The following is a 24709-nucleotide window of genomic DNA, read 5'->3' on the forward strand; positions in this document are numbered from 1 at the left end:
TTACCTTGTTTCTTTTTTGCAAAAGACTCATTTGCCTCATTTCCATGCTGCCGGGAAATCGCGGCTTTTATCATGAAAAAAGTCACATGAACATCATGAGAGAGATTACGATGAACGAGACCGACAAACAAGACAAATCCTTTCCCGCGGGGATGGTTCCCCTGGGAAAGTCGAAGTTTTCCTTTTCCTGCCATCCCGGTGTGTCCTGTTTCATGAAGTGCTGCAGCAATGTTGATATGCTGCTGTACCCGTATGACATCATCGGGTTGAAAAAATTCCTGGGCATCCGTTCAGACCAGTTTCTGGAAAAATATGTGCAGGTGGTCAAAGGGGCAAATCCTTTTTTTCCTGCGTTGATGATGAAAATGACCTCAACCAATTCCTGTCCTTTTCTCGGTGCGGAAGGATGCACGGTTTATGAGCAGCGGCCGTTGTCATGCCGCATGTATCCGCTGGAAAGGGGGGTTGACCGCACGCCGGAGAAGGGCAGGGCCGCGGAGTTTTATTTCCTGACCCGTCATGATTACTGCAAGGGACATGAGGAACAACAGGATTGGTCGGTAAAGGAATGGCTGCGCAGCCAGAATCTGCTGTTTCACAATGCCATGGCTGATCAGTGGGCGGAGATGGATACCCTGTTCGCGAAAAATCCCTGGGCGGGTGAAGGGGCGGCCGGCCCCATGCAGAAACTTGCCTTTTTGATCTGTTACAATATCGACGGCTTCAGGGATTATGTCGCGCATCACAATCTGCTCGACCTGTTCAAGATTTCGCCGAACCGGCTCCGTTCCATTGAAAATGATGATGAAGCCCTGTTGACCTTCGGCTTTGACTGGCTGAAGTTGCTGCTTGCCGGCATGCCGACTCTGCAGCCGAGAAAAAAAAGGTGAGAAAATGAATCCGTCAAGACGGGGAAGAGCGGCGATGTTCAACCGCTGCTTCTCCCCGCAGGCATTGCCTTTGTCAGCGAAAAATTTTCTGCAGGATTTCCGTTGTCCGTTTTGCCGGATTGGTGCGGATAGCAGCTTCTTCCCTGGCCAGATAGTAAAAAATGCCGTCAAGGCCTTTGTCAACCACATGGGCGGTGAGATCGGCCTTGACGTCGGGAACAAAGGGGATGGATTGGTATTTGGACATGACATTGTCGTATGATTTGACCGCCTCGGTCTCGGCCAGGCTTTCCGAGACCACGGGCGTCATTTCCTTTGTCAGCCGCGGGGTCAGTTTTTTCTGAAAATATCTGGTCGCGGCGTCTTTCGGGCCATTATAAATCGCCATGGCGTCGTCCATCGTCATCTCGCTGATGGCGCCCAGGAAAAGTTCTTTCGCCCTTGGCGTTGCGATCTCCGCCGCACGGTTGAGACGTGTTTCCAGGTCATCGACCATGGAGGACATGCCGATTTTTTTCAGGGCATCCTGGACGACGCGCATTTTTTCCGGCAATGGTATGTGGATTTTAGGATCCAGGTTAAAGCCGTCCGGCCGTCCGAGCTTCCCCACCACGGTTTCGGAGCCCACCCGCAGGGCGTCCTTCAGTCCGGCGGTGACATCGCCTAAACTCGGCTGGGTGGCGGATGTTGTTTTTCCCGGCATGGAGTTCTGCAGGACATCAGCCCCTTTTTCCAGCCAGCCGGCCTGCAGGGAGGGAGGATTTGCCGGCACGAGAACCAGCTGGGCGGTGAGCAATGACAGAAAACAGATCGATGCGGATAATTCTCTTTTCATGGGCTTTCTCCTTTGATTTGAGAGAGGGGGTCATGAAAATTATGGAAAGATCATTGCCGTTCTGTCAAGCAATATGAATTTCAGGAGGAAGGTGCCGTGGATGATCTTCGTCTTTATGAAGAAATAATCCGTTTCATGCACGAACGCAAGTCCGTCGCCCTGGCCACGGTGGTTGAGACGAGCGGGGCAACGCCCCGCAAGGCGGGAGCCAAGATGCTGGTTTCCGCGGACGGCTCCATTGCCGGAACCGTCGGCGGCGGCAGAATCGAGGCGGACACCATCGTCGCGGCGCTTGAGAGCCTGCAAACCGGCGAACCGCGTCTTCTGCGCTTTGCTGCCATCGAGGAAAGCGGCGCGACCTGCGGCGGCAACATGCGGGTCTATATCGAACCGATCAACGCGGCACCCCGTCTGGTGGCGGTGGGATCAGGCCATGTGGCCAGGGCCGTGATGTGCGCGGGCGAGGCGGCGGGGTTTCAGGCACGTCTCGTCTCGCCCGGTCCTGAAATCGACAAAGAACTGCTTGCCCTTGCCGGGCACCGACAAAGCTTTATTTTTATCGCGACCAGTGATCACCGGCAGGATTTTGCCGCGGCCCTTGCCGCGCTGAAAACTCCGGCGCGATATGTTGCCGTGCTGGGAAGCCGCGGGAAACGCACGGCCATGGAGGCATATCTTGCCGCGCAGGGCCTTGACGCAGCAGAAATTTCCCGGATAATTTCACCGGCCGGTCTTGAGATCGGGGCGCAAACCCCGGAAGAAATCGCGGTCAGCGTTGTCGGTCAGATGGTACAGGTCCGGAGGTCGACAGGCGACTGATAACTTGAGACACTTTAAGTACTTGAAGTATTTCAGGCACTAAAACTATCGATTCATTTTTCGTTCACTGTCGCTTGCCGCCCCATTTACCGTTTTTCTTGGGGATCAGTTCCGCCTGTTTTTTCATGAAAAGGAGCCCCTTGTAGCCAAGCACGCTTTCCACCTCCCGGGCGAAATCCCCGCAGGGATTGATGGTGAGTTCTTCCGGGAGGTCGATGTCCGCCTCTCCCCGTTTGTTGAAATGAAGGGTCAGCGACACCGGGCAGGGGCCGTGGTGGCGGTGGATGGTTTTTTTCAGGTCTTCAAGTATCTTGCGGTTTACCCGATCGGAAATGAGCATGATTTTTGCCGCGGCGGTGAATTTTTTCAGGGCCTCGGACAGTGTATCAATGGTGTCCGCCAGGATCTTTGCTCCGCCGCCTTCTTCCTCTTCCTTCTGCAGGACTCCCTGAATAACCAGGGGGGTATCGTCGACCAGCACATGACCGAATTCGGCATAGGTCTGGGGGAAGACGATGACCTCAACCGAGCTGGACGTGTCTTCCAGGGTGATAAAGGACATGGGATCCCCTTTTTTGCTTTTCAGGTTTTTCCGGTTCTTGATCAGGCCGCCGATTCTGACCGCCGAACCGTCACTGCGCTGCATCAGGTCGGCGATCTCGGTATCAATAACCTGGCTGATTTCTTTCCTGAAATCATCCAGCGGATGGCCGGTGATGTAAAAACCAACCGTTTCTTTTTCCGCGGCAAGCTTGTCTTTTTCATCCCATTCCGGGATGTCGGGAAAGGGGATATTGGTCGATTTTTCCTTGGCCTCGGTCGGCATGATGGAAAAAAGGGAAAGCTGTCCGCTTTCCTTGTCCCTCTGGGCGGCCTGGGCCTGTTCCATGGCCAGGTCAAGAACGGCGAAAAGCTGGGATCGTTTCGCGCCAAGGGAATCAAAGGCCCCTGCCTTGATCAGGCTCTCAATGACCCGGCGGTTGACCTTGCGGGAGTCGACCCTGGCGCAAAAGTCACCGAGGGATTTGAACGGCCCTTCCTTGCTCCGCTCTTCCATGATGGAATCAAGGGCCGCGCCGCCGACATTTTTTACCGCCGCAAGGCCGAAACGGATGCGGTCGTTGATGACGGTGAAATCCTGGTTGCTTTCATTGATGTCCGGCGGCAGGACATCGATTTCGTGTTCCTTGCACTCATTGATGTATTTGACCACCTTGTCGGTGTTGTTGACGTCGCAGGAAAGCAGCGCCGCCATGAACTGGGCCGGGTAATGGGCCTTGAGATACGCGGTCTGGTAGGAAATAAGGGCATAGGCGGCGCTGTGTGACTTGTTGAAGCCGTAGCCGGCGAACTTGGCCATCAGGTCGAAGATGTACTCGGCCTTGTCCAGGGGGACCTTGTTTTTCTCCGCCCCTTGCATGAACTTGCCCCGCTGTTCCTCCATCACCGCCGGGATCTTCTTACCCATGGCGCGGCGCAGGTTGTCTGCATCGCCCAGGGAGTAGGCGGCCAGGACATTGGCAATTTTCATTACCTGCTCCTGATAAACGATGACGCCATAGGTTTCTTTCAGGATCGGTTCCAGTTGGGGCAGGGGATAGGTGGCCACCATCTTGCCGTGCTTGGTGTTGACGAAGTCATCCACCATGCCGCTTTCGAGCGGTCCCGGCCGGTAGAGGGCAACCAGGGCGATGAGATCGGTGAACACCTCCGGCTTCATCTTCATCAGCAACTGGCGCATGCCTGAGCTTTCCAGCTGGAACACTCCCAGGGCATCGCCCTTGCAGAGCAGATCGTACGTTTTCGGATCATCCATGGGGATGGCGGCGATGTCAAGCGGTTCTTCCCGTTCCTCCTTGATCAGCTTCAGGGCGCGATTGATAACAGTGAGCGTCTTCAGGCCGAGGAAGTCGAATTTGATGAGACCGGTCATCTCGGTGTACTTCATGTCGTACTGGGTGAGTACCTCGCCTTTCGGTCCCTTGCACACCGGCAGATATTCCACCATGGGCTCGGGCGAAATCACCACCCCGGCCGCATGGATGGAGGTGTGGCGCTGCAGACCCTCGAGCACCTTGGCGATGTCGATGAGTTGCCTGACCTGGTCATCGCGCTGATACAGGTCTTTTAAGCGCGGTTCCTGCTCCATTGCCTTTTTGATGGTCATTTTCAGCTCATCCGGCACCAGCTTGGCGATACGGTCGACATCGCCGAAAGGCATGGCCAGGGCCCGGCCCACATCGCGGATAACGCCCTTGGCCTTCATGGAACCATAGGTGATGATCTGGGTGACATGGTCATCACCGCCATATTTTTCATGGACGTATTTGATGACCTCGCCGCGTCGTTCCTGGCAGAAATCAACATCAAAGTCCGGCATGGATTTGCGTTCGACATTGAGAAAGCGTTCGAAGATGAGGCCATAAGGAATGGGGTCGATATCGGTGATGCGCATGCAGAAGGCCACCAGGCTGCCGGCGCCGGAGCCGCGCCCCGGTCCCACCGGGATATCATGGTTTTTGGCCCAGTTGATGAAGTCGGCCACGATGAGAAAATAGCCGGGAAATCCCATGGTCTTGATGACGTCGATTTCCATGTCCAGCCGTTTGCGATAGGTTTTTTCAAGCTCCGCCCCGACCTCCTGCCTTTTTCGCAGTTCCCGCATCCTTTCCTTGAATCCCTGACGGGCGGTCTGGTCAAAGAGGGAATCAAGGGTTTCTCCTTCCGGTACCGGAAAGATGGGGAAATAATGGTTGCCGAAGGGGATTTCCAGATTGCAGCGGGCGGCCAGGGCCACGGTATTTTCGATGGCCTGCGGGCAATCGGCAAAGCGGCTCTTCATTTCCTGGGGGGATTTGAAAAAGAGTTCATCCGTGCTGAACCTGAAGCGGCCGGCATCCATGATGGTCTTGCCCGTCTGGATGCAGAGCAGCAGCTCATGGGCCTTGTGTTCTTCCCGGTTGAGATAGTGGCAGTCATTGGTGGCGATCAGCGGGATGGAAAGCTCTCTGGAAAGCTGTTTCAGGCCGTTGTTGGCGATCCGTTGTTCCTCCATGCCGTTTTCCTGCAGCTCGAAATAGAGCCGGTCGCCGAAAATCGCGTAGAGCTCCCGGGCCTTTTCCCGGGCCAGATCGATATTTTTCTCAGTGGCAATCAGATAGGGAATTTCCCCGTGCAGGCAGGCGGTCATGGCAATGAGCCCTTCACTGTGGGCAATCATTGATTCTTTGTCGATGCGGGGTTTGTAATGGAAACCCTGGAGCTGGGCGATGGAGGCAAGTTTCAGCAGATTTTTGTAGCCGACGAGATCCATGGCAAGCAGCACGATGTGAAAGGCTGCCTTGCCCGCACTCTTCGCGCTTTTATCCCCGCGGGAACCAGGGGCGATGTAGAATTCGCAGCCGATGATCGGTTTGATGCCTGCCTTTCTCGCCTTGACGTAAAATTCCAGGGCACCGTACATGGAGCCGTGATCGGTGATGGCCACCGTGTCCATGCCGAATTCCTTGCATTTGGCGAGCAGGTCGTCAAGCCGGATGGCGCCGTCCAGCAGGCTGTACTGGGTATGGACATGGAGGTGGACGAAGTTGGCGGGAATGGTTTCGCTGGTCATATCGGTCTCATTGGTCTTGTTGGTCATTGTGGTCTGACTGGTCTGACTGGTCTGACTGGTCATACTGGTCATACTGGTCATACTGGTCATACTGGTCATACTGGTCTTACTGGTCTTACTGGTCTAATTGGTCTTATTGGTCTGAGTGGTCTGAGTGGTCTGAGTGGTCTGATTGGTCAGACTGATGAGACAAGTCAGACCAATCTCTCCAATGCCGCAAAACTTTCTTCAACCCCGTTTTCATGGTGCGGTTCCATGGTGAGAATGGGAGAAAGTCCTCGTTGGTTGAGATAGGTGAATAATCCGTTGAAGTCAAATATGCCTTGCCCGATGGCCAGATGCGCGTCATGATCTCCATGGTTGTCATGGAGATGGAGTTGGCCGAGCCACGGCTCAAGTTCCGGCAACCAGTCCTGCCAGCGGTTTTCGGCAAAGGCAAGCACATGCCCGACGTCGAGGCAGAAACGGGCTCGCGGTGAATCAAGGGCCTGGAGCATTTTCTTGTGCTGAGCCGGATTTGTTTCATAGGTGTTTTCCAGCATGAGCGGCGTGTCATGTTCCGTTGCCAGGGCGAGAAGTTCGCGCCACCCCTCAAGGGAATAGCGGAACCACTCTTTTTCCTTGTACCCGTGCTTGTTTTTTTCAAAGCCGAGATGGCAGACAATGGATCGGGGTTGAAATACCGGGATCAGGTCAAATGTCCTGCGGATCTTGTCGCGGCTGACTTTGCGGATATACGGGTCGAGAGCACCGACGGACAGTTCAAAAAAAGGCGCGTGCAGGGTGCATCCAAGGTTGTGGGCGGCAAGCTGCCGTGCAACCTGGATAAAATCTTCCTTGTTCCCGTTGTATAAAACGTCGCCTTCAAGTCCGATTTCCGGTTGCAATCCCTCGGAAAGAAACCGATCAAGGTTTGCCTTGAGATAGGCGAAGGGGGCATTGACAAAGCAACGCGATTTGAGATGCGGCAGCGACATGATTCGGTTTAATCCTCTTCAAGGGGTTTTGCCTCATCGATCAGCATGATGGGGATGTCGTCCTTTATTTCATAGACAAGCCTGCAGGTGCGACAGATCAAACCGTTTTCCGTTTTGTTGAGTTCAACCGGGCCCTTGCATTTCGGGCAGGCCAGGATATCGAGCAGTTCTTTTTTGATCATTGGTTACCCCTTAAAAAAAATGTGGATGCGTGAGGCCCCTTGCCGAATCATTTTTCCTGATCTGAAAAAAATGTTGCAAGACTGCTGGACAGATCCGGCAGCTGAACTCCGAAGACACTGTGCACTTTCCGGCAATCCAGAACTGAGTATTTCGGCCGGGGTGCGGCTGTCGGGAACTCTTCACTGGTGATCGGTATAATTTCTCTTACTTTAACGGGATGAATTTTTCTTGCAAGATCTAAGATGAGGGTGGCGAATTCATGCCAGGTCACCGCGGTTGCCCCGCAACAGTGATAGGTTCCCCAGCAGTTCGTTTGTCCTGCGCGGATTTTTTTTGCCATGTTCAGCAGGGCCAGAGCGAGATCGCCGGCAAAGGTGGGACACCCCAGTTGATCATCGACCACTCTTAGTTCATCTTTTTCCTGCCCCAGGCGCAATATGGTTTTGACAAAGTTGCGGCCATGGATGCCGTAAACCCAGGAGGTGCGGATAATGAGATGGCTCGCCAGCCGTGCCCGCACCTCCTCTTCCCCGGCTGCCTTGCTCCTGCCGTATATGCCGAGGGGAGCAGTGGGTGATGTTTCCGCATAGGGCCTGCTTGCCCGGCCGTTAAAAACATAATCAGTGGAGAGATGAATAAGCGGTATGTGCTCCAAGGCGCAGGAGGCAGCGAGCCATGCCGGCCCATCCCTGTTTACCGACCAGGCCATTTCCTCTTCCTCTTCCGCCTTGTCAACCGCCGTATAGGCGCCGCAATTGATCACCAGATCAGGAGAATTTCCCCCAATCTCCCGGAAAACGGCCTGCCTGTCGGTAATGTCAAGAGCGTTCCGGTCAAAGCCGATGATCCGGCAACCATGGAGGGGGCCTTTCCGCAGCAGTTCCCAGCCGACTTGGCCGTTTATGCCGGTTACAAGAATTTTCATGGGTTCATCCGGGATAGCGGGGCAGATTTCCGGGGAAAATATCCTGCAGAACGGGGAATTGCTGATCCTTGGACGAGAGCAGGAAATTGTCGCCCGGCCAGCTGATGGCAAGTTGGGGATCGGAAAAGATGATGCCTCCCTCACAGTCGGGAAAATAAAAATCACTGCATTTATAGACAAAAGAGGCGGTATCGCTCAACACGACAAAGCCATGGGCAAACCCAGGCGGGATGAAGATCTGTCTTTTGTTTGCGGCAGAGAGTTCGACCCCTATCCATTTGCCGAAGGTTGGCGAGCCGATCCTGATATCAACCGCCACGTCAAACACCGCTCCCTGGGCAACATGGACGAGTTTTGCCTGGCCATGGGGGTGCTGGTAGTGCAGACCGCGCAGGCTGTTTTTTCTGGAAAAGGAGAAATTGTCCTGCACGAATGCAACCGTGATGCCTGCTTTCTCATATTTCTCCTTGTGATAGGTTTCCATGAAAAAACCGCGGTTATCCTCAAACACACGGGGTTCAAGTATTACCACGCCGGAAAGTTCCGTTTCAATCACGTGCATAAAGGATTTCCTCTTGAATGAGTTTCATCAGGTACTGGCCATAATTATTTTTCATCAAGGGGAGCGCCAGTTTTTCAAGTTGCGTATTGTCAATATATTTCATGAGATAGGCGATTTCTTCGATACAGGCTATCTTGAGCCCCTGTCTTTTTTCAATAACCTCAATAAATCTTGAAGACTGAAGCAGGGAATCATGGGTGCCGGTATCAAGCCAGGCGATGCCGCGGCCTAATTTTTCAACATGAAGCACCCCCATTTCCAGATAGGCGCGGTTGATGTCGGTAATTTCCAGTTCGCCCCGTTGTGATGGTTTGATTTGCGCCGCGATATCCGCTACCCGATTGTCATAGAAGTAAAGTCCGGTGACTGCGTAATTTGATTTCGGCACAACAGGTTTCTCCTCAATATCAATAACCCGCCCTTCCTTGCCGAAGGTGATAACCCCATAGCGCTGCGGATCACTCACCTGATAGCCGAAGATCGTTGCCCCTTGGGTCCGGGCCGACGCCCTGTGAAGTTTCTCAGGCAATCCATGCCCGTAAAAGAGATTGTCGCCGAGGATCATGCAGACGTTCTCGTTGTCGATAAAGTCCCGCCCCAGGATGAATGCCTGGGCCAGGCCCTCTGGTTTCGGCTGCTCAACATAAGAAAAGGTGAGACCCCACTGTGAACCGTCGCCGAGAAGTTCCTGAAAGCGGGGAAGATCCATGGGTGTTGAAATAATGAGAATATCCCTGATTCCGGCCAGCATGAGAACGGAAAGGGGGTAATAGATCATCGGTTTGTCATAGACAGGCAGGAGCTGTTTGCTGACTACCTGGGTGATGGGATACAGGCGGGTGCCTGACCCGCCGGCAAGAATAATTCCTTTCATTTTACCTCTTTTCGTAGTTGAGTTCCAGCCATTGGCGATATGCCCCGGAGCGGACGGAGTCGACCCATGCCATATTGGCCAGATACCAGTCAACGGTTTCGTTCACGGCCTCTTCAAAGGTGGATATCGGCATCCAGCCCAGTTCTTTGCTTATTTTTGTTGCGTCAATGGCATAGCGGAAGTCATGGCCCGGGCGGTCTTTGACAAAGGTGATAAGCGACTCTGAGACGCCCGCGGATCTTCCCAGCTTGTCGTCCATGATTCTACACAGCAGGCGGACGATGTCAAGATTTGAGCGTTCAGCCCCGCCGCCGATATTGTAAGATTGTCCCGCTGTTCCGTCCTCAAAGACACGGAGCAGGGCTGCGCAGTGGTCAAGTACATAAAGCCAGTCCCGGACATTGCTGCCGTCACCGTATACCGGCAACGGTTTTCCCGTCAGAATATTGCATAGTATGAGCGGAATAAGTTTTTCAGGAAACTGAAAGGGACCGAAATTATTGGAGCAGTTGGTGATGACAAAAGGCAGGCCATATGTTTTCCCGTAAGCCCGGACAAAATGATCCGAAGCGGCCTTGGATGCGGAATACGGGCTGGAGGGGTCATAGGGGCTCTTTTCGGTGAAAGCGCCAACCGGACCCAGGCTGCCGTATACCTCATCGGTGGAAACATGATGGAAACGAAAATCCGCAGGTCTGCCACGTCTGTCCCAGGAATTAAGGCTTGCCTGCAACAGGGCGCAGGTGCCTCCGACGTTGGTGTCAACAAAGACTTTCGGCCCCTGAATTGAACGGTCAACGTGTGATTCCGCCGCAAAATGAATAACACCCTTTAATGGATATTTGTTGAAGAGTCCGGCAAGCAGATCTGCATCACGGATATCGCCGTGGATAAAGGTATGGCGATTGCGGTGTTCCACCGGCAGGCCGGCGAGACTGGTCAGGTTTCCGGCATAGGTCAGGGCATCGAGATTAATTACCCGCAGATCAGGCCGATTTTTGAGAATGAAGTGGATGAAGTTGGCGCCGATGAAACCGGCGCCGCCCGTCACCAGGATATTTTCTGTAGTAATCTGATTATTCATCTTTTTTCATAAATTAGAGGGTATTGGCAAGGATGAGTTAAAATAAAATCCCAAGTATACAATATTCTTTTTTCATACTTGACGGGTATAGGGTATTTTGATAGCATAAATAGTTTTTCGTTAGCTGATCGCCAGCCGGCGCCGGAAAGAAAGAATTTACATAGTATACCGTATTCAAGATGACCGAAAAAACCGTATTTGCAATGAGCAGGAATAACAATTTCAGGGGATTGGGGGGCATATGCCCGTTTCACCGCGGAAAATTCAACAACGGGAGATTGGTATTTTATTTTTTCGTATGAGGTCATTCTTATTTCCATCATCAAGTACCTGAACTCTTCCATTTTTTCAACCCCTATGATTTCCTTTTTTTGCAACGCTGTATCGATCTTTTTTACGGAAAACAAACAACAAATTACTCTCAGTGAATATGAAACTGGCCTTCCTTATCAATAATTATTATCCATATGGCGGGTTGGAAAAAAATTTTTTGCGTATCGCCCGGGCCTGCCTTGATAGAGGGCATACCGTCACCGTCTTCACCATGTCCTGGCAGGGAGAAAAACCGGAAGGCCTTGCAGTAGTTCTCGTGAAAGTTCGTGGCCTGACAAATCACGGTCGCTCTCAAGCTTTTGCGTGGCAACTCAGCAAACATCATTATACCGCCGGCTTTGACCTGATAGTGGGTTTTAACCGCTTGCCCGGACTGGATCTCTATTACGCGGCGGATGTCTGCTACGTGCTTGATATTGTCCGGCGGCGCGGCTTTTGGGCGCGACTCACGGCTAGGTATCGCACCTATGCCGGCTTTGAGAAGGCGGTTTTTGCTAAGAAATCAGCAGCCTGCATCATGTATCTCTCTGAAGCGGAAAAGAACAATTATATAAGTGTCTACAACACCCCGAAAGAGCGCTTTCACTATCTGCCACCCGGCATTGACCGGGAGCGGATTCGGGCCGAGCTGCGTCCCGAAATCCGCAGGCAGACCAGAGAAGAGTGCGGGGTGGGGGACGGGCAGTTCATGCTGGTTATGATCGGTTCGGATTTTGTCCGTAAGGGGGTGGCCCGGGCCATTGTTGCCCTGGCTGCCCTGCCGCGGGAAGTGCGGGCGCAAACCCGCCTCTTTGTCATCGGCAAGGGGGACGCCAAGAAAATGGAACGTCTGGCAGCCCGGGCCGGCGTCAGGGACCGGGTGCATTTTCTTGGGGCGCGGCCCGACGTCCCCCGTTTTTTGGCCGGGGCTGATCTGTTGATGCACCCGGCGGTGACGGAAAATACCGGAAATGCCATTCTAGAAGCCATGGTGGCCGGGCTGCCGGTTCTGGCTACGGAAATCTGCGGCTACTCCTTTCATGTCACCAGGGCGAATGCCGGCTGTCTGGTTCCGGAACCATTCACGCAGCAGGAGATGAACAGGGTTCTTGGCGCTATGCTCAGCCCTGCTGAGTTGAAAATTTGGGGAGAAAACGCTTATGCCTACGCGGACCGGGAGGATCTGTACAGCCGACCCCAGGCGGCGGTGAGAATCATCGAAGAGACGGCGGCACGTAGAAAAGGTGGGGTGCGTTGATGCAAGATCTGGCCGCCCCTGTTGACATTGTCGAATACCTGGGCCATGATCCCGGCTCGTCCTGGCGGCTTGTCATCAACGTCCTGTATCAGCAGCAGCTGCAAAGCGCCGGTTTGCGCACCTTTGAAGACTTTTATGATCTGCACCTTGGCACGCTCATTAAAAAAATTAAGGAGCGCTCAGTCTACCGCTGTGAAATCGCAGGCACGGTCTTTTTTTTGAAAAGGCATGACCGGGAACAACAACAGAAAAAAGGACTCCGGCCATCCTCCTCCCTTGTCTGGCAATCGGAGGGCGGCAAGGAGTTTGTCTATTTTTATGATTTCCGCAGGCATGGCCTGGCCACGGCAGTGCCTGTGGCCATGGGGGAGAGGGTGTATGAGAACGGCACCGTGGACTCTTTTTTTCTGACCGAGGATTTTTCTCCCTATGTGCAGCTGGAAGAGCTGATCCGCAATCAGCCGGACCGGCTGGCCGGCCTGCAGCACACACTGTTGCGAAAGAATATTCTGCGGGGTGTGGCAGGGTACGCCGGAAAAATGCATGCCAGCGGCTACAACCATCTTGATTTCAACGCCACCCATGTCCTGCTGGCTAATATTGACAGCGGCGCGCCGGACATAGCTCTTTTTGATCTGCAGAGAATCGACAGAAACACCCTGGGCCGCTTCCGCTGGCCGGTCAAGGCCCTGGCCGAGTTCAATTACAGCAGCAGGGAAAATGCCATCTTCTCCGACAGCGAGCGTTTTTTGCTTTTTCAGGTTTATCTTGCCAAAGAGGGGCAGTCTCTTAACCTGCTTGAGCGGCTGACCTGGCGCTGGATTCGCTCCAAAACGGAGCGCATAGCACGCCATGCGGACAGACGCAGGGCAAGAAAAAAAGTTGGGTGACAGCGCTCTTCTTTGCTCATCCCGGTAAACTCCTTCTTGCAATTAAAAGGCATCTCATTTACTATCCCGTGTTTGTTTCTCTTACTTTCTGGGTTTTCTGATATTTTATTATGAATAAATCATCTCTTACACAGCTGTTTCAAAGAAAGGTCTGGCGTTTTGTCAGCCCTTATGCCGGATCGGTGCTGCTGGCGGTTGTCTTCAGTCTGATCTCATCAGGCGCCAGCGGCGGCATCGCCTGGATGGTAAAACCGGTTATTGACTCGATCTTTGTTGAGAAAAAATATGCCGTGCTTACCTGGCTCCCCCTGGCCATCATCTTTCTTTATTCCCTCAGGGGCGGGAGTCAGATGGTCTATTCACTCATGATGCGTTCTGCCTCGCTGAAGATGGTTAGGGATTTAAGGATTAGAACATACAGCCACCTGCTCAGGTTGCCACTCTCTGTTTTCGGTTCCGAGACTTCGGGTAGAATCATTTCCAGAGTGATTTATGATATCAGCATGTTACAGTCTTTGGTTTCGGACACCCTCCTTACCTTTTTCAAGGAAGGACCGACCGTTATTGTCATGCTCGTAGTTGCTTTTTACCGGAAATGGGATGTTGCCCTGTTGGCACTCGTTGTTTTGCCGGGAATGATCCGCTTGACGCACCGTTTCGGCACTAAGGTGAAGAGGCAGAAGGGCAAAGCCCAGCAGACTCTCTCCACCATCACTCATCAAGTCGGTGAAAGTGTAACCGGGTTGCGGGTGGTGAAAATTTTTATCAATGAAGAAAGTTTTGTCAGCCGTTTCATGAATGAGTGTTTGAAACATTACGGACAGGAATATAAAATCATCCGTCTCAAGGAAATGATCAAATTCCTCAGTGACGTGGCCAGCGGCGTAGGTGTAGGTTTGGTGGTATGGTATGGTGGTCTGCTTGTTGTGAAAGGGGTGATCACAAGTGGAGATCTTTTTTCTTCTCTGGGTGCGATCATCATGGTGCTTTCCCCCATGAAAAAAATCGGGGATTCTTATACCATTCTTCAGGAGACAGTGGCGGCTATTGATCGTTTGGAGTGGTTGGAACAGCTTCCAGAGGAAAAGAGTGGAACGGTTCGTGTCGACTCCTTTCAAAAGGAGATATGTTTCGAGAATGTCTCCCATCGTCATAATGGCAATGATGAATACGCCTTGCAGAATATCGATCTCAAGATACACAAGGGTGAAATATTGGCCATTGTCGGGGCAAGCGGCGCCGGGAAAAGTACATTGATTGATTTAATTCCTCGGTATTTTGACCCATCTGAAGGCACAGTGTTTTTTGATGGTCATGATATACGGACGATTGATCTTGCCGATTTACGCGGGCTTATCGGGTTGGTGAGTCAAGATGTTATTCTCTTTAACGGATCAATCCGGGAAAATATGGCGTTCGGAAAACCTGATGTTACCGATGCTGATATTGAAAAGGCCTCGAAGCTCGCCAATATTTATGATGTCATCATGGAGCTTCCTGATGGTTTCGAAACCGTACTTGGTGAAAGAGGTTTAAATCTTTCCGGTGGCCAGCGGCAACGCATCGCTATAGCCCGGGCAATATGCAAGAATTCACCGATTCTCATTCTCGATGAGGCAACATCGGCGCTGGACAGGGTTAATGAACAGTTGGTTCAAAATTCGCTGGAAAAATTAATGAAAGGCAGAACGACGATTGTTGTTGCCCATCGTCTTTCCACCATTCGCAATGCTGACAGAATCCTGGTGATGGATCATGGAAAAATAGTTGCTTCCGGCAGCCATAATCACCTGATGGAGAATTCTCCCGCCTACAAACAACTCTACCACACGATGAATGTTCAGGAGATGGAAAGCGTCTGAATGAAGTAGGGGGAGAATGTATGTCAGGTGTAAGCGATCACCAAGACTCAATATGTCTATCTCAGGAATCCATGTATATGTCACTTAAGAAAACATTTTATGCTTTTCGCGAGGGAATAAAAAATTCCTTTTATCGAAATAAAAAGATAATTACGGCAAGTAATCCAAAATTTACCCTCCATTTTGATACTTATTATACAGATGATGTCCGGCAATTAATCCGCCTGTGTTCCCGGATCAGAAGAAACAGGTGGGAGAGAGATCTAATCCAACTCTGTTTTGACCGTATTAAGCCTGATGAAACTGTATTGGAAGTTGGGACATGGATAGGTAACTATTCAACTTTACTTGGAAAATATATAGTTCCACAGGGGATGGTTTTCGGTTTTGAGCCCGATTCTGTTGCATTCCGTCAGTGTTCCATCAATCTGATTCTCAATGATGTTCATAATGTTTTTTTGGAAAGAACTGCCCTTTCGGATTCAATCGGTTTTTTGGATCTGTATACCAATAGAATTTTCGGTAATTCCGGTTCGTCAATTTTTGCCACTAACCCGGTAGCAGATGGTGCTGAACACATGAAAATTCAGGTTCCTTGTATCACTCTTGACAGATTTGTTGAAGCATTTCAGATTTCCCCAACCACTATAAAAATTGATGTTGAAGGAGCTGAAGACTTGGTGATTCATGGAGGGAGAAAAACTCTGCAAAAAAAAGATGTAAAACTTTTTGTGGAAATTCATACTCCATATCTTCAGTCCAGAGGAAAATCCCCAAGGGATATTTTCCGCCAATTGTCCGATCTCGGCAAAACTATTTATATGGTTGAAGATTTCGACAACGCACCTATTAAGAAAGGGAAAATTATCGATCCGGCAACGTCGATCGAAATTCCCAATTTTCATATTTTTGCTGCATAAATTTGGCGATTTTTCTGATAAAAAAACATGCAAGGGAAGTTTAAAAAAAATGATAATACTGAATCTTGGCATTTTGAAATAATGTGATGTTACCGCAATTATTTTCCAGGCAGAAAGGAAAACCACTTTCCATTATTGTGGCGGAGTCATTGGTTTACCTGGGGTTGACTCTTCTTGTTTACGCCATCCCGACGAACCATACCAATACCTTTGAAGGTGCGGGCGTAATTTTTGTCTTGATTGGTTGTTTTGTTTTAAAATATATAAAAAATGACTGGAAGTTTCGACTGAATCCTCTTCACCCTCCCATTTTTTTGCTATTTACAGTTATTCTTTTTTCCATTTTTTCATGTTTTGATCTTTCATATACTTTAAATGAAATAAGAGGTGAGTTCCTAACCTATATTTTTCTTTTTTATGCCTTGGCAGGTTTTTGTGCTGAGAGGGAAAGGCTTTATCTGGTTTTGGCAATCTTTTTTCTAGGGAACCTGCTGGCGTTGTTTCTTTTTTTCTATCAGTTTTACGACAATGATTTTATCCAGTTGAAGTTTGTTCGCTCTCTTGCCACTAAAAAACTTTTCAGCAAAGGGTTAACAGAAGTCAGCAGCTATTTTTTGATATTTTCCAGCCTTTATTATGCGTCATTGTATTTTGTTTCCGGGAAAAAATATGTTCTGCTTACCTCTATTCTCCTGATATGTAATATTTATATGTTATATTTATCCTACCAGCGGGCCGGGATAGTTGCGATGGCTGTAGTTCTTTTGGTGCCTTTAATGTTTTATCGGCAGTTCTCGCCTAAACGGATATTTTATATAATGTTACCCGTTATGATAGCCTTGGTGTTTTTTGTTATGGTAACTCCGATAAAATCAAAATTTATGGGTAGAAATTGGGAGCCGATTCTTTCGAAACATTTGGATAAATTTGATCAGAAAGATGCAATTCAGGTACGGTTTCTGCTCTATGAGCATTTCTGGCAGTCCTTCAAGCAGCATCCTTTTGTCGGTTATGGATATGGCCGATCCAATCTGAAGAAAGTGGACAAGGAAACAGTGAACTCGCGCCCTAATTCTCTAACCCATGGCCACAACACATTTTTCAATTTTACTCTTCAGACCGGAGTGCAGGGGCTTGTTGCTTTACTGTTTCTGCTGTTTGTGCAATTCAGTGTTTTTTTTAAAGGAATGAGACTATCTACCTCTCAGTTTGAACGATTTGTATTTGCCGGCACTCTTTGTCTTATGTGCGGTTTTTGGGCAAGAATGTTGTTTGATGATGTCTATGATTCAGGGATAGCGCTGGCCTACTGGATGGTGATGGCAATGGCAGTTGGATTGTATTTAGATGTGAGAAAACAAAAAACATTTTCTGATTAAACTTCGTCATCTATTTTTTAACTGCTTCCAGCAAAAAAAGATTCTGTCGATGGGAGATTTGCCGGCAGAAGTATGAGCGATTCGTAACATGACAGTAATTTCCCGTTTTTTCTACAATTTAGCAAAAAAAATTCAAAAAAAATATAATCGACCTCTGCCTGCATTTAAAAAACAGAATTCCATAAATTATAATAAAATATTAATACTTTGCACAACGGCAATAGGGGATACTCTCCTTTCCACTCCGGTATTTTGCGCATTGCGGCAGGAATTTCCTGACGCAATCATCAAGGTGTTGGTTCAAAAAAAGTTTATCCCTCTTTTTTCTGATAACCCCCATGTTGACGGATTTATTCCCTTTCAAAAGGGTATAATTAATTTTTTTAAAATTGTTCATTCAATTAAGCAAGATCAATTTCAGCTAGTCCTTGCGCTCCAAGTCTCTGATCCGTTTCCTGTCTATATGACAGTGCTTGCGAAAATTCCTCTTTTGGTTGGATATTCGCCTGATCAATTAACCAGTCGTTTTTTTAGTCATGTAGTAGACCCTCCTGTCGGAAAGCATGTAATATTTCATCGTCTGGCTGTTCTTGAAGCAATCCGTCCCCATCATCCGGTTTGGTCAACCCGGCTTATTTTGCCCCTGTCGACTCATGATCAGCGGAATAAGTTGCAAGTGTATATGAAATCGGGATTTCCTGATCCGGACAAAATGACTCTTGTCGGTTTCCAACCTGGTGCCAGTAAGCAATTTAAGATGTGGCCGGTTGAGAATTTTATCATGCTTGGCCAAGAACTTATCCAGCGAAATCACAAAGTTTCAATTGTTATTTTGGGTTCCCCTAATGAAAAGAAACTGGCTGACAAAATTACAAAGGGCATCAATCGCAATGACCGGGTAACATCTCTTTGCGGCCTCATCCCAATTGGGGATCTGTCTCTAATTGTATCTTTTCTGAAAACTCTTGTGACTAATGATACGGGGACCATGCATATCGCAATTGCGTTAAAAATACCAACAGTATCTCTTTTTGTTCCTACCAGTCACGTTGGGATAGGGCCAATTCAAGATAATGAAATTCACCACGTTATAAGCCGGCCTCGACCATGTGGTAATGATTGTGTCACGAAGAAATGCTCCGTTAACCCTTCCTGCATGTCTCTTCTTCCTGTTGATGAAGTGCTCGATGCAGTCCTGCAGAGTATTGATACATGAAAGTAGCGCTTTATAATTTAACGACCACGGTGCTTACTGGAGGGATTGAAACTTTCAACTGGGAAGTTGGTCGGGAATTGGATCGTCGGGGACATGAAGTTCATATTTATGGAGGGAATTCAACATTACCTGCTAAGTATCCTCTCGCCGTCTTTACCTATCCATATCGATCACGTGACCAGTTCCCTGGTTTTGGGATGCGCTTTCAAAAAATGGCTGAAAGATGGTCAATGGCCAGAAATTGTTCAGAAGATTTACGTAAACGTAAATATGATGTCATAATCATTCACAAACCATATGACATTCCATGGATATTGCGGGTCGCGAAACAATCAAAGAGTAAGGTTGTTTTCTGCAGCGGTGGAACAGAGTTTTTCCCTGGATATGGCTGGTTGGTAAAAAGGCTTGATTTTTTTACGGCCTGCAGCAGTTTTAATGCCGGGCAGATAGAAGATTACTGCGGGATACGGCCGAAGGTTCTTTATAATGGAGTTGACACAGAAACCTTCCGTCCTTTGACCGTTAATAGGTCACTAAAAGCGGAGCTTCTTCCTTCCGCTGATGCACGGGTGATTTTCAGTGCCGCCCGGTTGAAGAGATTTAAAGGGTTTCATCATGTTATTGAAGCTGTTGCTAAGCTAAAAACTGAGTTCCCTGATTTTTTTTACCTGATTGCCGGCGAGGGAAACTATCGTACTGAGTTGGATGAATGCGTGCGTCGATTTCAACTTGCTGACAGGGTGAAATTTCTCGGCAATGTCCCGCATCACTTATTACCGCAGTATTATTCCTTTGCTAACGTTGCCGTATTTCCAAGTCTGCATTTGGAGACTTTTGGGATTTCAATCGCTGAGGCAATGAGTTGCGGGGTTCCTGTTATCGGTTCGGATTCTGGAGGAATACCTGAGGTGATCGGCGATGCCGGGATTTTATGCGCTCCTGGCAACAGTGACCAACTTGCCGATGGAATACGAGTAATCTTAAGCGATCAAAAAATACAACAAACAATTGGCCAGCAGGGCAGGGAACGGATATTGAATAGGCTCACATGGCAACACACTGTTGATAAACTAGAGAGTTATCTGCAAATGATACATCCGATGTGAAATCATTAAATGGTATTTTTCTGGTATGAGAGGAAATGTGTATGGCGAATATTTTGTATCTTGTCCACAAAATGAAATTTGATTTTTTATTCGGAAACTATCTCAGAAAATTTCATAATGTTACATTTATGACGTCCGATCCCATGATCGGACTTTTTCTGGATAGCCAGTATGAAGATAGTGTTCATTTATACAAGGTCAATCCTGTTCAGGGTGAGAACAAATCATCATTGCGAATAGAAAGTGCATTGGCGAGAACACATTTTTATACTCTTGCGAAAGACCGGAAGATAAAACAGGCTTTTCATCATCTTTGTGCGACATATTTAGAATTTCTGGACGATTATCTCATAAAAAACAATGTGGATTTGATCATCACGCAGGCCAAGAATTTCCTCGATTCTGCCTGTATTACCGCTGTCGCCAATGATAACAATCTGCCGGTATGCTACTTGGGCGGTGGTTTTTTCAGAGGTGAGTCATGTGGGGTATTATGGGAACCTTTACGCGTTTTTGAACCAGCCATATGGCAAAAACGATGGGACAATGCGACCAAAAGAACAATTGTGCCGAGCATTGAAGTTCCGGATATGCAGTATGACCCTGTGGAGATAAAAAAACCGAGCCGTTTGGCTTCTCTGTTGCAGAAGACGAGATATCAGCGCAATCCCTTCTGGGTATCACAGCACCCAGACCTTCGACCCACCCGCTCTTTGTTAAACGATTTGCGCCACCAGTCTCTCAAGTCAAGCGGTAAGCATTTGCCCGACCAAACATCACTCACTTTACCAGAGGAGTTCGTCTTGGTGCCATTGCAGGGTAATGAAATCTGTGGGGAAGTGCCGAATCCTCTTGGTATTACCAATATGGAGTGTTTGGCTACTCTGGTTGAAGACGCTTTGCAGAAATTAAACAGCGGGAAGAAAAACAAAATAAGAATGGTTGTCAAGGAACATCCTGCGCGTCCCGGAATTATCAGTGACAAATATAAACAACAGCATCCTGATGTTCTTTTTTTGTATAAATATCCGATGGCTAAATTACTTGAAAAAACCAAGCTGGTTGTTACTTTTAATTCTTTGGCGGGTTTTGAAGCTTTGCAGCACTATAAACCGGTGATCACCTTTGGCCCTCTGTTTTATACCTTGCCGAAACTTGTATATAGATGCGAAGATATCAATTTGTTTCCTTCTTTGATAAATAAAGCAATTTCAGATGGTTGCGACCGGAATTCAGTTGATGATTTTGTGGCATTTTTGAAAAACCATTTCGAGATTCCCTGTCCCGGATTCAATAGAAAAAATCCGACAAAGGAAATGTTTCAGAAAATACATGGCAAGATTGAGGGAATTCTTGATTTTTGCCGTTCCCATCCATGTTCACCTAGAGACTGTATTCCTGGAGAAGATTATTAGCAATGAGGTTAGCCTACTGCTATCCGGAGGCATTGCCCTCTAAAACTGCTCGGTCAATTCAGGTTGTTAACACCTGTTTTGCTCTTGCGGGAGAACTCGAGGAACTGATTCTTTATGTGCCTCAAGGCGTATATGCCGGGGGGGAGATTTTTAGTTATTATGGCTTGGAAAAACCCTCTAATTTAAAAATATCTTTTATCCGAAAATCATTAGGTCCTATCACAAGTCATAAATTCTATAATTATTTTTTGGGTGTTTCTTTAAAAAAAGATCAGCCGGATATTCTCTTTTCCAGGCATCTTCAGACTGCTGACTTTCTTCTTAATCATTCTGCCCCACTTATTTATGAATCCCATGAGATTTTTTCCGAAAAGAAAAATGCTTCCACTCGTGATAACCTGCTCGAAAAAAAGGTGATGGCGAATGCCTCTGGCGTTGTTTTTATTTCTCAGGGGTTGCGGCGTGTTATGGCGGAACACTATATAATAACGGAGAATCAGGAAATTATTCCAAGTAGTGCAAAAAGAATAGAGTTATTCGCCGAAAAACAGATAAAACCGGAAAACGTCAACACATTTGTCTATGTAGGGACGACCCGTTACGGATGGAAGGGTGTGGATGTCCTTATTGATGCTGTGGAGCTTTTACCTGAGAAATATGTTTTGGAGATTGTCGGCGAGCTGGATGAAAAATTTTCTAGGCAGAAAAAGGTTGTTCAGCTTATCGAGCAGGGACGGCTGATAAGCCGGGGATATCTCCAGGCCTCTGAAGTTTTTTCTTTTATGAGAAAAACGAAGGTTGCCGTCATTCCAAATTCTGCTAGGGATCGCATAAGCGCCCTTTTTACCAGTCCTTTAAAACTCATTGAGGCGATTTCTGCAGGTGTTGCGGTGGTTGTTTCGGATCTGCCAAGTATGAGAGAAATTGTTTCAGAAAATGAGGCGGTTTTTGTCCAGCCGGACAATCCCTTTTCTCTTGCCGCCGGTGTGCGTAAACTTTTTGAAGACGATTCATTGAGAAATAAACTTGCTGAAAATGGATGGAAACGATCTCGTGAGTATTCTTGGCAGAGTCGCGCCCAAAAAATTGCCGATTTGGCTCAAAAGATACTTGGAAAATTTCCGTCATAAAAAATGATTGATGAAAAAGAGCAGATAGTCTGCAAAAATATGAGCGGCTACATCAATTCCGAAATTGATGAAAAACTCCGAGACATCATAACCCTTAACCCACAGGTACTTTTTGAAAAGAGTGTACAAGATTTTAAACGTGAAAAACGGTCCAGAGTATCATTAATTAGTTTTTCGGGCAAGCCTTACATTGTAAAACATTATTTTGTAAAAAATTTTCTTTTTCGCATCAGACGCTTCATACTGCCTTCACTTGCTCTTAATATTAGAGACAGAGTGAAAATTATGGAACAGCACCACATATCAACCCCTGTATTGTTGGCCGCCGTCGACATAGGGAAAAGGTTTTCATATAAAGGGACAACGTGTCTTTACGAGTATGTCAAACCCGACAAGGATAAGGACCAGCTTAGGGAAGATTTTCAAGAGCCTGAAAAACGGGATATTATTATTTCCGCCGTGGCATCTCTCCTTGGCCGAATGCACCATTCCGGCATTTATCACGGTGATGCCAAGATAAGTAATTTTCTCTGGATTGAACGTTCAGGGGAGGCCGACATTCATGTTATAGACCTTGATGATTGCCGATTTATGGGAAAAGTCACCGCAAACAAGAGATTGGCTGATCTTGCAAATTTGGTTTTTTCATTTGCCTGGTGGAACAGTACTCCAGATCTGCCTGCAGATTGTTTCGGGGTGTATCTACAACATGATGCTTCCTGGTGTTCTGATGAAAAAGCTTTCCTGGATGAATTGAAGAAAAAGGTTGCACGAAAATTGGAGCATCGCCGAAGCAGGCAAAAGAAAAAGTAATTGTTGATCAATTACACCTGAATCCGTGAGGTATCCCGGATTCTCCCTAAAAATTGTGGGGCGCGAAAAAATTTCAACACCGCGACCGCCAGAAATTTATATATTGCCAGCATATTGCTGGTAAATTGGGACATCGTCCCCGTTGTTCTTTGAAAAATTGCTATATTTGCCTGTTTTTAGGCGTATTTTCCCGGCAGGGCCTGCTGTTCAGCCACTTTCCGGCAAATTTCTCTTCTGTTCTTGCATTAGCCAAAGGCAAGCCGGTTATAAACGGCCTGAAACGAGTCAAATGCGCAACAGTGGCGGCTGAACCGCAGCTTCAGTTTCCTGCCGGTCTCAATCAGTCTGGCTGCACGGTACATGAGTTCCTGAATAACGGTACGAATTCTCCTGCGCTTTGCCGAGTGGCGCACTGGTGAGCGATCACCGAGAAGGCCAAGCTGGCCGATAAACCGCAAGATGTTATAAGCCAAGCCGGCCAAGGACATGATCAAGGAATTGGTCGCAAATTTTCCCGAAGGCAACCGCTCAAGATCCATGTCGGTTTTAAATTCGCTGTGAAACTGCTCGCTTGTGCCGTGGTCCCGGTAGAGCTTGATGATCTCTTTTTCCGGCAGGTAAAGGGATGTCCACCAGCCCTCAAGTTCTATATCCGGCACCAGCAGCAACTGGCCGCGTTTGTCAATGGTACGTTCAATCACGCGGACGATCAGGCGGGTACTGAACTCCTTGCCCTCGTGCTCCTGAAGCTGGTTGAAACTGAATACGGCAACCCGTTTGCCGCGTCGTGGTTCGCTCACTTCTCCTTCTTGCAGCCCACGGGCCAGCCAGGCGGGAAGGTCCTGCTTGCGGGGATTCCATTTCAGGATGTAATCGACCTTTTTGTGGCCATAAAGCGTTGCTCGGGTCTCGACAGCATCGTGTCCGGAGTCAAGCCTGAATAACAGTGACTTTTTGGTTAAAGACTTGGCACGGGAGATGGTTTCCTGCAGAAAAGGAATAAAATTGTTTTGGCTGTGCTGGCTGCCCTCCCGGAACTCAAGATTAATACACCAGCCTTCCTCTCCCATGTAGGCGGCTATTGGCGCATAGCCGTCATAACCGTGATAGGTATGCTTGGAACCTTCTTTTTTGGTGCCGGAGTTGTCCATGCAAAAGACGTCCATATCGACGGCGACATGACCCATGGCCAAGGGGGTTACTTTTCCTTTGGCATTGCGGATGAACTCCGTGTAGGTGGAGGAAGCAATTGGCTGAAAAACTGTTGCGGTTTCGTCAAGGCGCTGGCGCAAGGTTTCGGGCGAAGGAACCGCTTTGATGCCAAGTGATTGCTGGAAATACCTGTCGTCTTTCATGTCGGCAATGGCTTCGAAATCGCTTTTGCCAAGCGAGAGGAGCCCGAGATAACTGCGAATGACATCTGTATTGGCAATGTCCTTGGTGTCGGGTATCGCCTTTTTCAGCTTGGCGTTCAAGCTGGTAAAGCGATTGATACCGAGCCCGATCAGGGCCAGGCCGGAATGAGAGGTATAAAATTCGTCCGATGAGCGTTCAAGAATAAATCGTTTCATTTTTTCACCTGCAGAGTGATGTTTTTAGACAGGCGAATATTGCAATATTTTTTGTTAAATTTCAAAATGTTATTT

General features: G+C 48.5%; 22 protein-coding genes and 1 pseudogene. 13 read left to right on the plus strand and 10 right to left on the minus strand.

Annotated features, from left to right (window positions below; genetic code table 11):
• Nucleotides 1-110 precede the first annotated feature (110 nt).
• Entirely contained in the window at nucleotides 111-890 is a 780-nt protein-coding gene (locus BM485_07730) for a Fe-S oxidoreductase (GenBank protein ID OKY75780.1), read from the plus strand.
• Nucleotides 891-963: 73 nt separating this feature from the next.
• On the opposite strand, the gene BM485_07735 is transcribed toward BM485_07730, so the two are convergent.
• Nucleotides 964-1725 (minus strand): hypothetical protein, encoded by a 762-nt coding sequence (locus BM485_07735; protein ID OKY75607.1) that lies wholly within the window; start codon nucleotides 1723-1725, stop codon nucleotides 964-966.
• Nucleotides 1726-1821: 96 nt separating this feature from the next.
• Here BM485_07735 and BM485_07740 point away from each other — a divergent pair, with 96 nt between their 5' ends.
• Nucleotides 1822-2544 carry a hypothetical protein gene (locus tag BM485_07740; protein OKY75608.1) on the plus strand — a complete coding sequence of 241 codons (723 nt, stop codon included), beginning with the start codon at nucleotides 1822-1824 and terminating at the stop codon, nucleotides 2542-2544.
• Nucleotides 2545-2608: 64 nt separating this feature from the next.
• On the opposite strand, the gene BM485_07745 is transcribed toward BM485_07740, so the two are convergent.
• The gene (locus BM485_07745; protein ID OKY75781.1) at nucleotides 2609-6142 is read right to left on the minus strand and encodes a DNA polymerase III subunit alpha; all 3534 of its coding nucleotides are present in this window, start codon (nucleotides 6140-6142) and stop codon (nucleotides 2609-2611) included.
• A 48-nt stretch (nucleotides 6143-6190) separates the two neighbouring features.
• Here BM485_07745 and BM485_07750 point away from each other — a divergent pair.
• Nucleotides 6191-6328: pseudogene (locus BM485_07750) on the plus strand (hypothetical protein).
• A 23-nt stretch (nucleotides 6329-6351) separates the two neighbouring features.
• On the opposite strand, the gene BM485_07755 reads toward BM485_07750, so the two are convergent.
• The 7 genes from BM485_07755 to BM485_07785 are packed head-to-tail and all read right to left on the minus strand — an operon-like array spanning nucleotide 6352 to nucleotide 11169.
• The gene (locus BM485_07755) at nucleotides 6352-7134 is read right to left on the minus strand and encodes a hypothetical protein (GenBank protein OKY75609.1); all 783 of its coding nucleotides are present in this window, start codon (nucleotides 7132-7134) and stop codon (nucleotides 6352-6354) included.
• An 8-nt stretch (nucleotides 7135-7142) separates the two neighbouring features.
• Nucleotides 7143-7316 carry a hypothetical protein gene (locus BM485_07760; GenBank protein OKY75610.1) on the minus strand — a complete coding sequence of 58 codons (174 nt, stop codon included), beginning with the start codon at nucleotides 7314-7316 and terminating at the stop codon, nucleotides 7143-7145.
• A 47-nt stretch (nucleotides 7317-7363) separates the two neighbouring features.
• Complete coding sequence (locus BM485_07765) at nucleotides 7364-8242, minus strand: dTDP-4-dehydrorhamnose reductase (protein OKY75611.1); 879 nt, start codon at nucleotides 8240-8242, stop codon at nucleotides 7364-7366.
• A 4-nt stretch (nucleotides 8243-8246) separates the two neighbouring features.
• Nucleotides 8247-8804, minus strand: a complete 558-nt coding sequence (locus BM485_07770) for a dTDP-4-dehydrorhamnose 3,5-epimerase (GenBank protein OKY75612.1) — start codon at nucleotides 8802-8804, stop codon at nucleotides 8247-8249.
• Nucleotides 8791-9678, minus strand: coding sequence for a glucose-1-phosphate thymidylyltransferase (locus BM485_07775; GenBank protein ID OKY75613.1), 888 nt, complete (start codon nucleotides 9676-9678; stop codon nucleotides 8791-8793). The genes BM485_07770 and BM485_07775 overlap by 14 nt, the downstream gene beginning before the upstream one ends.
• Nucleotide 9679: 1 nt before the next feature.
• Entirely contained in the window at nucleotides 9680-10762 is a 1083-nt protein-coding gene (locus BM485_07780) for a dTDP-glucose 4,6-dehydratase (GenBank protein OKY75614.1), read from the minus strand.
• On the minus strand, nucleotides 10759-11169 hold the full coding sequence (locus BM485_07785) for a hypothetical protein (protein OKY75615.1): 411 nt from the start codon (nucleotides 11167-11169) through the stop codon (nucleotides 10759-10761). The genes BM485_07780 and BM485_07785 overlap by 4 nt, the downstream gene beginning before the upstream one ends.
• 23 nt (nucleotides 11170-11192) lie before the next feature.
• On the opposite strand from BM485_07785, the gene BM485_07790 reads away from it, so the two are divergent.
• From BM485_07790 to BM485_07835, 10 genes are all read left to right on the plus strand, one after another.
• The gene (locus BM485_07790; GenBank protein OKY75616.1) at nucleotides 11193-12332 is read left to right on the plus strand and encodes a hypothetical protein; all 1140 of its coding nucleotides are present in this window, start codon (nucleotides 11193-11195) and stop codon (nucleotides 12330-12332) included.
• Entirely contained in the window at nucleotides 12332-13222 is an 891-nt protein-coding gene (locus tag BM485_07795) for a hypothetical protein (protein OKY75617.1), read from the plus strand. The genes BM485_07790 and BM485_07795 overlap by 1 nt, the downstream gene beginning before the upstream one ends.
• A gap of 110 nt (nucleotides 13223-13332) precedes the next feature.
• Complete coding sequence (locus BM485_07800) at nucleotides 13333-15084, plus strand: hypothetical protein (GenBank protein OKY75618.1); 1752 nt, start codon at nucleotides 13333-13335, stop codon at nucleotides 15082-15084.
• 77 nt (nucleotides 15085-15161) lie between these two features.
• Nucleotides 15162-16004, plus strand: coding sequence for a hypothetical protein (locus BM485_07805; protein ID OKY75619.1), 843 nt, complete (start codon nucleotides 15162-15164; stop codon nucleotides 16002-16004).
• Nucleotides 16005-16141: 137 nt separating this feature from the next.
• Entirely contained in the window at nucleotides 16142-17383 is a 1242-nt protein-coding gene (locus tag BM485_07810; GenBank protein ID OKY75620.1) for a hypothetical protein, read from the plus strand.
• 88 nt (nucleotides 17384-17471) lie between these two features.
• Nucleotides 17472-18599, plus strand: coding sequence for a hypothetical protein (locus BM485_07815; protein OKY75621.1), 1128 nt, complete (start codon nucleotides 17472-17474; stop codon nucleotides 18597-18599).
• Nucleotides 18596-19705: a hypothetical protein gene (locus BM485_07820; protein OKY75622.1), complete on the plus strand. Its 1110-nt coding sequence runs from the start codon at nucleotides 18596-18598 to the stop codon at nucleotides 19703-19705. Before BM485_07815 ends, BM485_07820 begins: the two co-directional genes overlap by 4 nt.
• Before the next feature lie 41 nt (nucleotides 19706-19746).
• Nucleotides 19747-21120, plus strand: a complete 1374-nt coding sequence (locus BM485_07825) for a hypothetical protein (protein OKY75623.1) — start codon at nucleotides 19747-19749, stop codon at nucleotides 21118-21120.
• Nucleotides 21121-21122: 2 nt separating this feature from the next.
• Nucleotides 21123-22250 carry a hypothetical protein gene (locus BM485_07830; GenBank protein OKY75624.1) on the plus strand — a complete coding sequence of 376 codons (1128 nt, stop codon included), beginning with the start codon at nucleotides 21123-21125 and terminating at the stop codon, nucleotides 22248-22250.
• 3 nt (nucleotides 22251-22253) lie between these two features.
• The gene (locus BM485_07835; GenBank protein ID OKY75625.1) at nucleotides 22254-23063 is read left to right on the plus strand and encodes a hypothetical protein; all 810 of its coding nucleotides are present in this window, start codon (nucleotides 22254-22256) and stop codon (nucleotides 23061-23063) included.
• A gap of 245 nt (nucleotides 23064-23308) precedes the next feature.
• On the opposite strand, the gene BM485_07840 is transcribed toward BM485_07835, so the two are convergent.
• Nucleotides 23309-24634, minus strand: a complete 1326-nt coding sequence (locus BM485_07840; GenBank protein ID OKY75626.1) for a transposase — start codon at nucleotides 24632-24634, stop codon at nucleotides 23309-23311.
• Nucleotides 24635-24709: the final 75 nt, after the last annotated feature.

Source organism: Desulfobulbaceae bacterium DB1 (assembly GCA_001914235.1).
Lineage (GTDB): Bacteria > Desulfobacterota > Desulfobulbia > Desulfobulbales > SURF-16 > DB1.